Source organism: Pseudomonas sp. BJa3 (genome assembly GCF_026343815.1).
Classification (GTDB): Bacteria; Pseudomonadota; Gammaproteobacteria; order Pseudomonadales; family Pseudomonadaceae; genus Aquipseudomonas; species Aquipseudomonas soli.
Genome location: NZ_JAOXMC010000009.1, coordinates 39,929 through 52,323, shown reverse-complemented (window position 1 = coordinate 52,323; position 12,395 = coordinate 39,929). Strand labels below are relative to the sequence as shown.

12 protein-coding genes are annotated in these 12,395 nt (G+C 63.9%); 3 read left to right on the top strand and 9 right to left on the bottom strand.

The window, feature by feature from the left end; translation table 11 throughout:
* Positions 1-49: 49 nt before the first annotated feature.
* Both OH705_RS13070 and yccS read left to right on the top strand, forming a co-directional pair.
* Entirely contained in the window at positions 50-1,231 is a 1,182-nt protein-coding gene (locus OH705_RS13070; protein WP_094012354.1) for an NAD(P)/FAD-dependent oxidoreductase, read from the top strand.
* Positions 1,232-1,397: 166 nt separating this feature from the next.
* Positions 1,398-3,581, top strand: a complete 2,184-nt coding sequence (gene yccS / locus OH705_RS13065; protein ID WP_023631168.1) for a YccS family putative transporter — start codon at positions 1,398-1,400, stop codon at positions 3,579-3,581.
* Positions 3,582-3,608: 27 nt separating this feature from the next.
* Here the strand turns inward: yccS and OH705_RS13060 are convergent, their stop codons facing one another.
* Positions 3,609-4,346, bottom strand: coding sequence for a substrate-binding periplasmic protein (locus OH705_RS13060; RefSeq protein ID WP_267302328.1), 738 nt, complete (start codon positions 4,344-4,346; stop codon positions 3,609-3,611).
* A gap of 211 nt (positions 4,347-4,557) precedes the next feature.
* On the opposite strand from OH705_RS13060, the gene OH705_RS13055 reads away from it, so the two are divergent.
* A complete protein-coding gene (locus tag OH705_RS13055) occupies positions 4,558-5,010 on the top strand; it encodes a GNAT family N-acetyltransferase (RefSeq protein ID WP_104444809.1) in 453 nt (150 codons plus the stop codon).
* 19 nt (positions 5,011-5,029) lie between these two features.
* Here OH705_RS13055 and OH705_RS13050 read toward each other — a convergent pair whose 3' ends face one another.
* From OH705_RS13050 to epd, 8 genes are all read right to left on the bottom strand, one after another.
* Positions 5,030-5,332, bottom strand: a complete 303-nt coding sequence (locus OH705_RS13050; protein WP_023631707.1) for a winged helix-turn-helix domain-containing protein — start codon at positions 5,330-5,332, stop codon at positions 5,030-5,032.
* Between the two features lie 14 nt (positions 5,333-5,346).
* Positions 5,347-5,847: a M48 family metallopeptidase gene (locus OH705_RS13045; protein ID WP_023631708.1), complete on the bottom strand. Its 501-nt coding sequence runs from the start codon at positions 5,845-5,847 to the stop codon at positions 5,347-5,349.
* 38 nt (positions 5,848-5,885) lie between these two features.
* Positions 5,886-8,003, bottom strand: a complete 2,118-nt coding sequence (locus tag OH705_RS13040) for a putative bifunctional diguanylate cyclase/phosphodiesterase (RefSeq protein ID WP_160291091.1) — start codon at positions 8,001-8,003, stop codon at positions 5,886-5,888.
* Positions 8,004-8,224: 221 nt separating this feature from the next.
* Positions 8,225-9,289, bottom strand: a complete 1,065-nt coding sequence (gene fba, locus OH705_RS13035; RefSeq protein ID WP_023631710.1) for a class II fructose-bisphosphate aldolase — start codon at positions 9,287-9,289, stop codon at positions 8,225-8,227.
* 100 nt (positions 9,290-9,389) lie between these two features.
* Positions 9,390-9,719, bottom strand: a complete 330-nt coding sequence (locus tag OH705_RS13030) for an MliC family protein (protein ID WP_023631711.1) — start codon at positions 9,717-9,719, stop codon at positions 9,390-9,392.
* Positions 9,720-9,797: 78 nt separating this feature from the next.
* Positions 9,798-10,016: a hypothetical protein gene (locus tag OH705_RS13025; protein ID WP_031315764.1), complete on the bottom strand. Its 219-nt coding sequence runs from the start codon at positions 10,014-10,016 to the stop codon at positions 9,798-9,800.
* Positions 10,017-10,048: 32 nt separating this feature from the next.
* On the bottom strand, positions 10,049-11,212 hold the full coding sequence (locus OH705_RS13020; protein ID WP_038706911.1) for a phosphoglycerate kinase: 1,164 nt from the start codon (positions 11,210-11,212) through the stop codon (positions 10,049-10,051).
* 12 nt (positions 11,213-11,224) lie between these two features.
* Positions 11,225-12,286 (bottom strand): erythrose-4-phosphate dehydrogenase, encoded by a 1,062-nt coding sequence (gene epd / locus OH705_RS13015; protein WP_023631030.1) that lies wholly within the window; start codon positions 12,284-12,286, stop codon positions 11,225-11,227.
* Positions 12,287-12,395 lie beyond the last annotated feature (109 nt).

The window sequence follows — 12,395 nt, the reverse complement described above, 5'->3', positions numbered from 1 at the left end:
TTTTGGGGCTGCTGTGCAGCCCATCGCCGGCCATTGAAGAGGTAAAACCGTGCACTCCACCGACGTGATCATCCTCGGCGCCGGCGCCGCCGGCCTGATGTGCGCCCTGCTCAGCGCCCAGCGCGGGCGCCGGGTGCTGGTGCTCGACCACGCCAACAAACCGGGCAAGAAGATCCTCATGTCCGGCGGCGGGCGCTGCAACTTCACCAACATGTACACCGAACCCGCCAACTTCCTTTCGCACAACCCGCACTTCTGCAAGTCGGCGCTGGCCCGCTATACCCAGTGGGACTTCATCGAGCTGGTGTGCAAGCACGGTGTGCCGTACCACGAGAAGAAACTCGGCCAGCTGTTCTGCGACAACAAGTCCAGCGACATCCTCGACATGCTCCTGGCCGAGTGCGACCAGGCCGGCGCCGAGCTGCGGATGAACACCAGCATCGACAAGATCGAAAAGACCGAGGCCGGCTACACCCTGCAGACCAGCGCCGGCCCATTCGCCTGCCAGTCACTGGTGATCGCCACCGGCGGCCTGTCGATCCCGACGCTCGGCGCCAGTGGCTTCGGCTACCAGGTCGCCCGCCAGTTCGGCCACGAACTGCTGCCCACCCGCGCCGGCCTGGTGCCGTTCACCATTACCGAGCCCCAGCTCAAGGCACTGTGCACCGAGCTGTCCGGCACCTCGCTGGACTGCATCGCCAGCTGCAATGGCACCAGCTTTCGCGAGAACCTGCTGTTCACTCACCGTGGCCTGAGCGGGCCGGCGATCCTGCAGATCTCGTCCTTCTGGGAGGCCGGCGACACGCTGGAGATCAACCTGCTGCCTGATCGCGACGCCCTGGAATGGCTGCAAGGCCAACAAGCCGAGCGTCCCAACAGCGAGCTGAAGACCGTGCTGGCCGAGGTATTCACCCGCAAGCTGGCCAACTTGCTGGCCGAGCAGTGGTTCGAATCCAAGCCGCTGAAGCAGTACACCCCTGCGGAACTGGCGCAGGTCGCCGAAAAATTGGCGGCCTGGCAGGTGGTTCCGGCGGGGACCGAAGGCTATCGCACTGCAGAAGTGACCCTGGGCGGGGTGGATACCCGCGAAGTGTCTTCGAAAACCATGGAATCGCTGAAGAGCCCTGGGCTGTACTTCATCGGCGAAGTGCTGGACGTGAGCGGGCACCTGGGCGGTTTCAACTTCCAGTGGGCTTGGGCTTCGGCCAACGCTGCGGCGCAGTTCGTGTAGAGTAGAATCCATTCAGCAGCACGGAACGCTTCTTGCTGGTTCTGTGTTGTGAAGGGTGCGAAACCATCGCGGGGAAAGCTCGCTCCCACGTCATAACGGTGCGAGAGGGCTTGCCCCGCGATGGGGCCCCAGAGATTCTTTTTCGAATACTGCCCAGCAGGCCATCATGTCATCGAGCTCGTTCCGCCATTCATTGCGTCGCCTGTGGGGCCAAGACAAGTTCAGCTATGCCATCCGTGTGACCATCGCCCTCACCGGCAGCATGGCCTGGTGCTGGTACCAGAACGAGATGAGCCTGCTCATCCCGCTGTTCCTGGGCATCATCGCCAGCGCCCTTGCCGAGACCGACGATGGCTGGCAGGGACGCCTCAGTGCCCTGCTGGTGACCCTGGGCTGTTTCGCCGTCGCCGCGCTGTCGGTCGAGCTGTTGTTCCCCTACCCCTGGATCTTCGCGGTCGCGCTGGCCCTGGCGGCGTTCTCCCTGACCATGCTCGGAGCCTTGGGCGAACGCTATGGGGCGATCGCCTCGGCCACCTTGATCCTCTCGGTCTACACCATGATCGGTGTCGACCAGCGCGGCGGAGAGGTCAGCGATTTCTGGCACGAGCCGTTGCTGCTGGTCACGGGTGCGGCCTGGTACGGACTGCTGTCGGTGTTGTGGCAGGCGCTGTTTTCCAACCAGCCGGTGCAACAGAGCCTGGCCAGGCTGTTCTACGAGCTGGGCAGCTACCTCAAGCTCAAGGCGAGTCTGTTCGAGCCGGTCCGCACCCTCGATGTCGAGGCCACGCGCCTGGAACTGGCAAAACAGAATGGCAAGGTGGTCGCCGCGCTCAACGCTGCCAAGGAAATCATCCTGCACCGGGTCGGCAACAGCCAGCCCAACTCCAAGGTCAGCCGCTACCTCAAGCTGTACTTCCTGGCCCAGGACATCCATGAGCGGGTCAGCGCCTCGCACTACCCCTACAACGCGCTGACCGAGGCGTTTTTCCACAGCGATGTGATGTTCCGCTGCCAGCGCCTGCTGCGCAAACAGGGCTCATCCTGCCAGGAACTGGCCCGCTCGATCCGCCTGCGCCAACCCTTCGTACTCGCCAGCGGCTACCCAGAGGCCCTTGAAGACCTCAATGCCTCGCTGGAGCACCTGCGCACCCAGAACAACCCAGCCTGGCGCGGCCTGCTGCGTTCACTACGAGCCCTGGCGGCCAACCTGGCCACGCTGGACCGCCTGCTCAGCGCCGCCAGCAACCCGGACAGCCTGGCCGATGCCAGCGACAGCAGCCTGCTCGACCGCTCACCACGCAATTTCAAGGATGTGTGGAAACGCCTGCGCACCCAGCTGACGCCCACCTCGCTGCTGTTCCGCCACGCCCTGCGCCTGTCGCTGGCATTGTCGGTGGGCTATGGCATGGTCCACCTGATCCACCCGACCCAGGGCTACTGGATCATCCTCACCACGTTGTTCGTCTGCCAGCCCAACTATGGCGCGACGCGGCGCAAACTGGTGCAGCGGATCATCGGCACCGCCATCGGCCTGACCGTGGGCTGGGCGCTGTTCGACCTGTTCCCCAACCCGATCGTCCAGTCGCTGTTCGCGGTGGTCGCGGGGGTGGTGTTCTTCGTCAACCGCACCACCCGCTACACCCTGGCCACGGCGGCGATCACCCTGATGGTGCTGTTCTGCTTCAACCAGATCGGCGATGGCTACGGGCTGTTCCTGCCACGCCTGTTCGATACCCTGGTCGGCAGCCTGATCGCCATCCTCGCGGTGTTCCTGTTCCTGCCCGACTGGCAAGGCCGACGGTTAAACAAGGTACTGGCCAACACCCTCGCCTGCGCCAGCGAGTACCTGCGCCAGATCATGCAGCAATACGCCCATGGCAAGCGTGACGACCTGGCCTACCGCCTGGCCCGGCGCAATGCGCACAATGCCGACGCGGCACTGTCGACCACCCTGGCCAACATGCTCATGGAGCCAGGACATTTCCGTAAGGAGGCCGACGTCGGCTTCCGCTTCCTGGTGTTGTCACATACCTTGCTGAGTTACCTCTCGGGGCTGGGCGCGCACCGCGATACAGCGCTGCCGGCCGAAGTCCACGAGCAGTTGATCGATGGTGCCGGGCGGAGCCTGGCCAGCAGCCTGGACGAGATCGCCAATGGCCTGGCGGCACGCTTGCCGGTGGCGATCCACAGTGACGCCGAGGAGGCGCTGGCCAACGCGCTGGAACAGATGCCCGAGGAACTGGACGAGCATCAGCGCCTGGTGCAGACGCAATTGGCGCTGATCTGCCGGCAGTTGGGGCCGTTGCGGACCTTGGCCGGGCATCTGATCAAGGAAGGCCAGCCCGCCTGATTACCCGCTCCCACACCAGGAGCGGGCTCAGAAACCATGCTGGCGCATCAGGCGGGCGTAGCTGCCGTCGGCCTTCATGGTGGCGATGGCTTTTTCGAAACGCGCCACGATCTTCTTGTGCTCCGGGTGCTTGAGGCTCACCAGGATGTGCAGGCTGTTCTCGCCCAGCGGCGGCTCGACGAAGGTCACACCCTCGCGCACCTGCTGCGGCTCGCGCTGCAGGTTGTAGCGCGCCACGTATTCATCCTCCACCGCCAGGTTCACCCGCCCGGCCGCCAGCATGCGCACAGCTGATGAAAAGTTACGCACCAGTACCTTGTTCAGGCGTTCGTCGCTGTCGAATTCGGGGGAATAGGCGTAGTCGCGCACCACGGCGATGGTGTAAGGGTACAGGTCAGCCTGGCGGGCATAGGCAAAAGCCTCGCCTTCACGCTTGAGCAGGCGGATGCGGTTGACCAGGTAGGTTGCAGAGAACTGGCCGATCAGGGTGCGCTCCTGGTTGTACCAGGCATTGATCAACACATCGTAGCGCCCCTCGCCCACCCCCATCAGCGCCCTGGCCCAGGGCACCTCCTCGAACTCGGTGGCGTAGCCGGCACGGGTCAGCGCCGTGGTGACGATGCTGGTGGCCAGGCCGCCACCGGGCATGCCGGTATCGGTGAAAGGCGGCCAGCTGTCGGCCACCAGCCGCAGCTTGCCATGGGCCAGGGCAGGCCCCGCGCACAACAGTCCCAGTAATCCAAGAACGCAAAGCAGTGGCCGCATGCTCAAATCCTTTCGAAGTTGGGGGCCCACGCTGGTGACGGCGATCTCTAACTAGCAACAGAGGTTGCAGATTACACAAGCCAAATCCTGGCGGCAGCGGACGATAATGTCATTTAGCCTCTATTTTGGCCGAATCCTGGACGGCGTCATTCTCCCTCGTCGTGACCGCCTGGATTTGCGATGATCGACGGTCAACCGAAGGAGACCCCCCATGTCCATCGAGTGGATCTGCAAGCACCATGGCGACCTCGCCAAGGAACAACTCTACGCCATCCTGCAACTGCGCACCGAGGTGTTCGTGGTCGAGCAACGATGCGCCTACCAGGAAGTCGACGGGCTCGATCTGCAAGGCGATACCCTGCACCTGATGGGCTGGGACGGGAACCGATTGGTGGCCTACCTGCGTTTGCTCGACCCGCAATCACACAATGGCGACGTGGTGATCGGCCGGGTGGTCACCGCCCCGTCGGCGCGTGGGGGCGGGGTGGGGCATCAGTTGCTGCTCAAGGGGCTAGAGTGCGCAGCGCACTGCTGGGCGGGGACGCCGGTGTACCTGTCGGCCCAGGCGCACCTGCAGGGCTACTACAACCGCCATGGCTTCGAGGTGGTGGGCGAGGAGTACCTCGAGGACGATATTCCGCATATCGGCATGCGCAAGGGCTGAGGGCATTGCCCCGCGACGCTCAAGGGTAGCCCAGTACGTCACGGATCTGCCGCAGGTGCTGGATGATCCACTGCTTGTCGATCGCGCCCCAGTCGTGAATCCGGTAATGCCCGGCATGGTTGCGCGCACCGGCCTGCTGCTCGAACTCGCAGATGATGTCCAGGTCGGCCAAGGCGGCGATGGTGTCCTGGGCGGTACGCCGGGGCATGCCGGTGGCCTCCATCAACGCCGGCACACTGGTGGCGGTCTGGCTGTCGATCAGCCAGGCCACGTAAAGGCGGCGGTAGAAGCTGCTGCGGGTCTTGCTCACTTCCGTGGTCATGGGGTGCTTGTCCCTCAGGTGTTGCCCGGCAGTTCCCGATAGGTCAGGTAGACGCGCAGGTCGAATTCAAGTTGATGGTAGTCCGGCTCCATGTGCTGGCAGAGCTGGTAGAACGCCTTGTTGTGATCGCGCTCCCTCAGGTGCGCCAGCTCATGCACCACGATCATGCGCAGGAACTGCGGCGCTGCCTCGCGGAACAACGAGGCGACGCGGATCTCCTTCTTGGCCTTGAGCTTGCCGCCCTGCACCCGCGATACCGCCGTGTTCAAGCCCAATGCACGGTGGGTGAGGTCCAGGCGGTTGTCGAACAGGACCTTGTCCAGCGGCGGCGCACTGCGCAGGTACTGCTGCTTGATTTCCTGGGCATAGCCGTACAGGGCCTTGTCGCTCTGCACGTCGTGGCGTTCGGGATAGCGCTGGCGCAGGTAGTCGCCCAGGCGATCGCTGGCGATCATCTGGCGCACCTGTTCCTGCAGGTGCGGCGGGTAGGCTTGCAGGTAACGTAGGGCGGTCATGGCTGGCGTTCGGAACGAGAAGACGCGAGTTTAGCCAATCACGACGCCCATGGGAAAAGCGCCGGGAAATCGCCAGCGGCGTCGGCAGTGAGCGGCCGGGCCACCAGGAACCCCTGCACGTAGGCGCAACCGGCGCCCTTGAGCCATTCGGCTTGGGCCCGAGTCTCGACACCCTCGGCGATTACCGTGATGTCGTAGGCCGCGCACAGGTCGATGACGCTGCGCACCAAGGCGATATCCGCCGCCGAGTCCGGCAACCGCGCGACCAGGTGGCGGTCGAGCTTGAGCGTGTCGATAGGCAGGTCGCGCAGCATGCGCAACGAGCAGTCGCCGGCGCCGAAGTCGTCCAACGCCACGCGAATGCCCAGCTCTCGCAGGCGGTGCACCTGCTTCACCGCCGCGTCGATGTTGTACATCAACGAGGTCTCGGCCACCTCCACCTCCAGCTGGGCGGGTTGCAGTTGATGCTTGTCGATCACCTGGGCCAGTTCATCGACCAACCCGGGCATGGTGAACTGGGCGCGGCTCAGGCTGATGCCCAGCACCAGCTGCGAACCAAAGCGCTCGCTCCAGGCATTGCGCTGCGCGGCGCCCTTGCGATAGATCCAGCTGGCCAGGCGGTTGATCAGACGAGCCTCCTCCAGCAGGGGAATGAACAACCCGGGCGGCACGTCGCCAACGCTGGGGTGCTGCCAGCGCAACAACGCCTCGAAGCCCCGCAAGCGGCCATCGGTGAAAGCCACCTGCGGTTGGTAGACCAGAGTGAAGTCATTCTGCTCGATGGCTGTACGCACACTGTCCTCGAGCATCAGCCGCGAGCGGGCGCGGCCATTGAGTTCCTGGTCGTAGAAGCGATACTGCTGGCGTCCGGCCTGCTTGGCCGCGTACATCGCCGCGTCGGCGGCGCGCAACAGGCCTTCCACGTTAGCGCCACAGTCCGGGTAGGTGGCAATGCCGATGCTCACCCCCAGGTTCACCTCCAGCCCATCCACCTGCTGGAAGCTCGACATACGCTCCAGCAGTTTCTCGGCGTAGCGACCGGCCTGCTCGGGGTACGGCAGGCCATCGAACAGGGCGGTAAACTCGTCGCCGCCCATACGCGCCAGCAGCGCCTCGCTGCCCAGGCATTCCTTGAGCTGGTCAGCCACCCAGCGCAGGACCGTATCGCCAGCGTCATGGCCGAGCAGATCGTTGATCCGCTTGAAACCGTCCAGGTCCATGTACATCAGGGCCTTGGCCTTGTCTGAACGCTCGTTGCGCAGCAACGCGCTTTCGGCTGTCTGGTAGAAGCCACGGCGATTGAGCAACCCGGTCAAAGGATCGGTCACTGCCTGGTACTCCAGTTGCTGGTGCAGGCTACGCACCACCGACATGTCCAGCACCGTGACCACCATGGCTTTCTGCTCGGCGGGCAAAGGCGCGCAGGACAGCGCTACGGGCACCAACTGACCACCGAGGGTGCGCAACTGGGCGTCGTGGACACGGAAGATCTGCCGCCCCAGATAGGCCTGGTAAAAGTCCGACTCAGGCCAAAGATTGGCGCAGGGGAGCTGGATCAGGTCCAGCATATGCGCGCCTTGCAGCTTCTCCACCGGCGCATCCAGGAGGCGCGAGATGGCCGGGTTGGCGAAATCGATGCTGCCCCCCTCATCCACCACCAGGATGCCCTCGGCGGCATTTTCCAGGATCGAGGCGTTGAACGCCCGCGCCGACTCCAGTTCACGGGTCAGCCGTTGCAGCATGCGCCTGTTGCGCTGCTGCTCCAGCAGAGCCTGGACCTTGGGCTTGAGTATTTGCGGGTCGAACGGTTTGAACAGGTAATCCACTGCGCCACTAGCATACCCCTTGAGCACCGCGGCGTCGGACTGCTCGTTGGCGGTCAGAAAAATAATCGGAGTCAAACGGGTGCGTTGGCTGCCGCGCATCAGGCGGGCAACCTCGAAACCGTCCATCTCGGGCATCTGCACATCGAGCAGCACCAGGTCGACCTCGTGCTCAAGCAAGGTGCTCAGGGCTTCCATCCCTGAACTGGCGGTCAATACCTGCCAATCCTGGCGGGTCAGCAGAGCCCGCATGCTGATGAGGTTCTCCGGATAGTCGTCTACGATCAGCAGAACCGAACTGCTTTCCGGTGTTTGAGAATAAGCGCCATCCATGTTGCTTCTCTTGGTAAGTCCAACTGCGACTTTTAATTGGATCCGATTGTTACTCTAGTCTCGGCATCTCAAGACGCAATGCAGGCGCATGGCCATAAGCCATCGGAACCGATCTTAGCCGACTAACGGTATAAGCGGTGGACAGCCGACGTACGAATCGGGTCTTGCGCGCACAAAAAAAGCCCGCTTCGCGGCGGGCTCTTTCGTTGAACGGTACCAGATCAGTTGATCTTGGCGGCCAGTTCGCCTTTGGCATAGCGCTGGAACATGCCTTCCAGGGAGATCGGCTTGATCTTCGAGGCGTTGCCGGCGGTGCCGAAAGCTTCGTAGCGGGCGATGCACACGTCACGCATGGCCTTGACGGTTTCACCGAAGAACTTGCGCGGGTCGAACTCGCTCGGGTTCTGCGCCATCAGGCGGCGCATGGCGCCAGTGGAGGCCAGACGCAGGTCGGTGTCGATGTTGACCTTGCGGACACCGTACTTGATGCCTTCGACGATCTCTTCGACCGGCACGCCGTAGGTCTCTTTGATGTCGCCGCCGTACTGGTTGATGATCGCCAGCCACTCTTGCGGCACCGAGGACGAGCCGTGCATCACCAGGTGGGTGTTGGGGATGCGTTTGTGGATTTCCTTGATGCGGTCGATCGCCAGCACGTCACCGGTAGGCGGCTTGGTGAACTTGTAGGCGCCATGGCTGGTGCCGATGGCGATGGCCAGGGCATCGACCTGGGTCTTCTTGACGAAGTCGGCCGCTTCTTCCGGGTCGGTCAGCATCTGGCTGTGATCCAGCACGCCTTCGGCGCCGATGCCGTCTTCTTCACCGGCCATGCCGGTTTCCAGCGAACCCAGGCAGCCCAGCTCGCCTTCTACCGAAACGCCACAGGCGTGGGCCATGGCAACGGTCTGCTGGGTGACACGGACGTTGTACTCGTAGTCGGTCGGGGTCTTGCCGTCTTCACCCAGCGAGCCGTCCATCATCACCGAGCTGAAGCCCAGCTGGATGGAGCGCTGGCACACGTCGGGGCTGGTGCCGTGGTCCTGGTGCATGCACACCGGAATGTGCGGGAACTCTTCGATGGCCGCCAGGATCAGGTGGCGCAGGAACGGCGCACCGGCGTATTTGCGAGCGCCAGCGGAAGCCTGGACGATGACCGGGGAGTCGGTCTTGTCGGCGGCTTCCATGATCGCGCGCATCTGCTCGAGGTTGTTGACGTTGAAAGCCGGAACGCCGTAGCCGAACTCGGCGGCGTGGTCCAGCATCTGGCGCATGCTAATGAGTGCCATTGTGTATCTCTCTCCCGACAAGCGTCGTTTGTTTCGTGCAAGCCTGCCGCAGGGGCGGTTGCTGTTCAAGTAGTGTGGGCCACCTGCGCGGCCCGGCCAGTCACGGTGCCTTGCAGCCCCGCCCAATCAGATCGTTGGTCGCCACCCAATACACCAGGCCTTCTTCACCTTTGGTGTGGAAGGCCAGCATGCCATCGCTGTACAGCGCGCCGGAGGCGCCCGGCTCGGCCTTTAGCCGGTAGACCTGGTCGCCGCCACCCAGGCGTACATCGACCGCGTCCTGTTGTGCATCAGCGAAGCGCCACAGCACCTCGGCCTGGCTGTCGCAGACCCAGCGGGTCCAGTTGTCCGCCGGGGCGGGTTGGGCGGGTTGCAGCAACGAACAGCCTGCCAGGGTCGCCAGGGCCAATGCGGCCAGAAGCGCTTTCATTCAATCACTCCGCCAGGGGCTGCAAAGCAGCCCTATGTTCAAGACCACAAAACAGCCTTCAGGTTGCCTGGCGCCCGATCAAGGGCAGCCCGGCGCCTTGCGCTGGTGCTCGTCGTCGTACTTTTCCAGGCCGTCCGGGCCCAGGCGCTTGTTGATCACCGGTGCCGTCTCGGCCTGCCACTGGGACTGGTAGCAACCGCCCTTGGGCGGCTGCGCCGGGTCAGCCTCGCTGCCCGTGTTGCTGGAGCAGGCGCCCAGCAACACTGCCACGATCATCACAGGCAATTGCTTGACCATCAGGTCGCTCCCTTTGCCAGGCGCCTTCAAACTCAGGCCTTGGCCCGTTCTTCCAGGATTGCCACGGCAGGCAGGACCTTGCCCTCGACGAACTCGAGGAACGCGCCGCCACCGGTAGAAATGTAGGAGATATCGGCGCCAACGCCATACTTGTCGATGGCTGCCAGGGTGTCACCGCCACCGGCGATGGAGAATGCGGCGCTGTCGGCGATGGCCTTGGCCAGTACCTTGGTGCCGTTGCCGAACTGGTCGAATTCGAACACACCGACCGGGCCGTTCCACAGGATGGTCTGCGACGACTTCAGCAGTTCGGCGAAGTTGGCAGCGGTCTGTGGGCCGATGTCGAGGATCATGTCGTCAGCCGCCACGTCGGCGATCGCCTTGACGGTAGCTTCGGCGCTTTCAGCGAATTCCTTGGCAACCACCACGTCGACCGGCAGCGGCACATTGACCTTGGCGGCGATGGCCTTGGCGGTTTCGACCAGGTCAGCCTCGTACAGCGACTTGCCCACCGGGTGACCGGCAGCGGCGAGGAAGGTGTTGGCGATACCACCGCCGACGATCAGCAGGTCGCACACAGTGCTCAGGCTGTTCAGCACGTCCAGCTTGGTCGACACCTTGGAGCCGGCAACAATGGCCGCCATCGGCTTGGCCGGCGCCTTCAGGGCCTTGCCCAGGGCGTCCAGCTCGGCCGCCAGCAGCGGGCCGGCAGCAGCGACCTTGGCGAACTTGGCAACACCGTGGGTGGAGCCTTCGGCGCGGTGCGCGGTGCCGAACGCGTCCATGACGAACACGTCGCACAGGGCGGCGTACTTCTGCGCCAGCTCGTCGGCGTTCTTCTTCTCGCCCTTGTTGAAGCGCACGTTCTCGAACAGCACCAGGTCACCGGCCTGCACCTGAACGCCGTCGAGGTAGTCGGCGACCAGCGGCACGTCGCGGCCCAGGGCCTTGCCCAGGTAGTCGGCAACCGGCTTGAGGCTGTTCTCAGCGGAGAACTCGCCTTCGGTCGGGCGCCCCAGGTGCGAGCAGACCATTACCGCCGCGCCCTTCTCCAGGGCCAGCTTGATGGTCGGCAGCGCTGCCAGGATACGCGCATCGCTGGCGACCACGCCGTCTTTCACAGGGACGTTGAGGTCTTCGCGGATCAGTACGCGCTTACCTTGCAGGTCGAGGTCGGTCATCTTCAACACGGTCATGAATGCAGTCCTTCAGGGCTGTTTGCTGCGGGTTGGGTGGACGACGTGCAGATAGTGTTCGGCAACGTCGAGCATACGGTTGGCAAACCCCCATTCGTTGTCGAACCAGGCCAGCAGGTTCACCAGGCGGGAGCCTGAGACACGGGTCTGGCTGGCATCGACGATGGCCGAATGCGGGTCATGGTTGAAATCACAGCTGGCGTGGGGCAGCTCGGTGTAGGCCAGCAAGCCTTTTAGCGGGCCAACCAGGGCGGCCTCGCGCAACACCCGGTTGACCTCGGCCGCGCTGGTGTCGCGGGCGGTCTGCAGGGTGATGTCCAGGCACGACACGTTGACGGTTGGCACGCGTACCGCTTTGGCCTGGATTCGCCCGGCAAGTTCCGGCAGCAGGCGCTCGATGCCCCGCGCCAGACCAGTGGACACCGGAATCACCGACTGGAATGCCGAGCGCGTGCGGCGCAGGTCTTCATGGTGATAGGCGTCGATCACCGGCTGGTCGTTCATCGCCGAGTGGATGGTGGTGATCTGTACGTACTCGATGCCAAAGGCCTGGTCCAGCACCCGCAGCAGGGGCACGCCGCAGTTGGTGGTGCAGGACGCGTTCGATACCAGCAGTTCGTTGCCGGTCAGGCAACCCTGGTTGATGCCGTAGACCACCGTGGCATCGACGTCGGCTTCACTGGCCATCGGCTGCGAGAACAGCACCCGTGGCGCACCGGCATCGAGAAAACGCTGGCCGTCGGCTCGGGTGTTGTAGGCGCCAGAGCACTCCAGTACCAGGTCGACATCCAGGGCGGCCCAGTCGATGCCTTCGGGGGTGGCGCTGCGCAGCACTTTCACACAGTCGCCATTGATATGCAGACAATCGCCGTCGACTTTCACCTCACCGGGGAAACGCCCGTGGGTGGAGTCGAAGCGCGTCAGGTATTCCAGACTGGCCTGGTCGGCCAGGTCGTTCAGCGCGACGATCTCGAAACCGGCCTTCGCCCCTCGCTCGAACAGTGCGCGCAGGACACAGCGGCCGATGCGGCCGTAACCGTTGAGTGCAACTTTGTAGGGACGCGGGTGGGGCATTCGATACTCACGTGCAGGTGCGTTGAACGACCATCGCGGGGCAAGCCCGCTCCCTAAAGGCACCGGAATGCCTTGTGGGAGCGGGCTTGCCCCGCGATCAGGCGGGAGG

Coding starts and splice junctions, on each gene's coding strand:
- yccS (WP_023631168.1), top strand. CDS start 1,398: ATGTCATCGAGCTCGTTCCGCCATTCATTGCGTCGCCTGTGGGGCCAA.
- OH705_RS13060 (WP_267302328.1), bottom strand. CDS start 4,346: ATGCGGCCACTGCTTTGCGTTCTTGGATTACTGGGACTGTTGTGCGCG.
- OH705_RS13055 (WP_104444809.1), top strand. CDS start 4,558: ATGTCCATCGAGTGGATCTGCAAGCACCATGGCGACCTCGCCAAGGAA.
- OH705_RS13050 (WP_023631707.1), bottom strand. CDS start 5,332: ATGACCACGGAAGTGAGCAAGACCCGCAGCAGCTTCTACCGCCGCCTT.
- OH705_RS13045 (WP_023631708.1), bottom strand. CDS start 5,847: ATGACCGCCCTACGTTACCTGCAAGCCTACCCGCCGCACCTGCAGGAA.
- OH705_RS13040 (WP_160291091.1), bottom strand. CDS start 8,003: ATGGATGGCGCTTATTCTCAAACACCGGAAAGCAGTTCGGTTCTGCTG.
- fba (WP_023631710.1), bottom strand. CDS start 9,289: ATGGCACTCATTAGCATGCGCCAGATGCTGGACCACGCCGCCGAGTTC.
- OH705_RS13030 (WP_023631711.1), bottom strand. CDS start 9,719: ATGAAAGCGCTTCTGGCCGCATTGGCCCTGGCGACCCTGGCAGGCTGT.
- OH705_RS13025 (WP_031315764.1), bottom strand. CDS start 10,016: ATGGTCAAGCAATTGCCTGTGATGATCGTGGCAGTGTTGCTGGGCGCC.
- OH705_RS13020 (WP_038706911.1), bottom strand. CDS start 11,212: ATGACCGTGTTGAAGATGACCGACCTCGACCTGCAAGGTAAGCGCGTA.
- epd (WP_023631030.1), bottom strand. CDS start 12,286: ATGCCCCACCCGCGTCCCTACAAAGTTGCACTCAACGGTTACGGCCGC.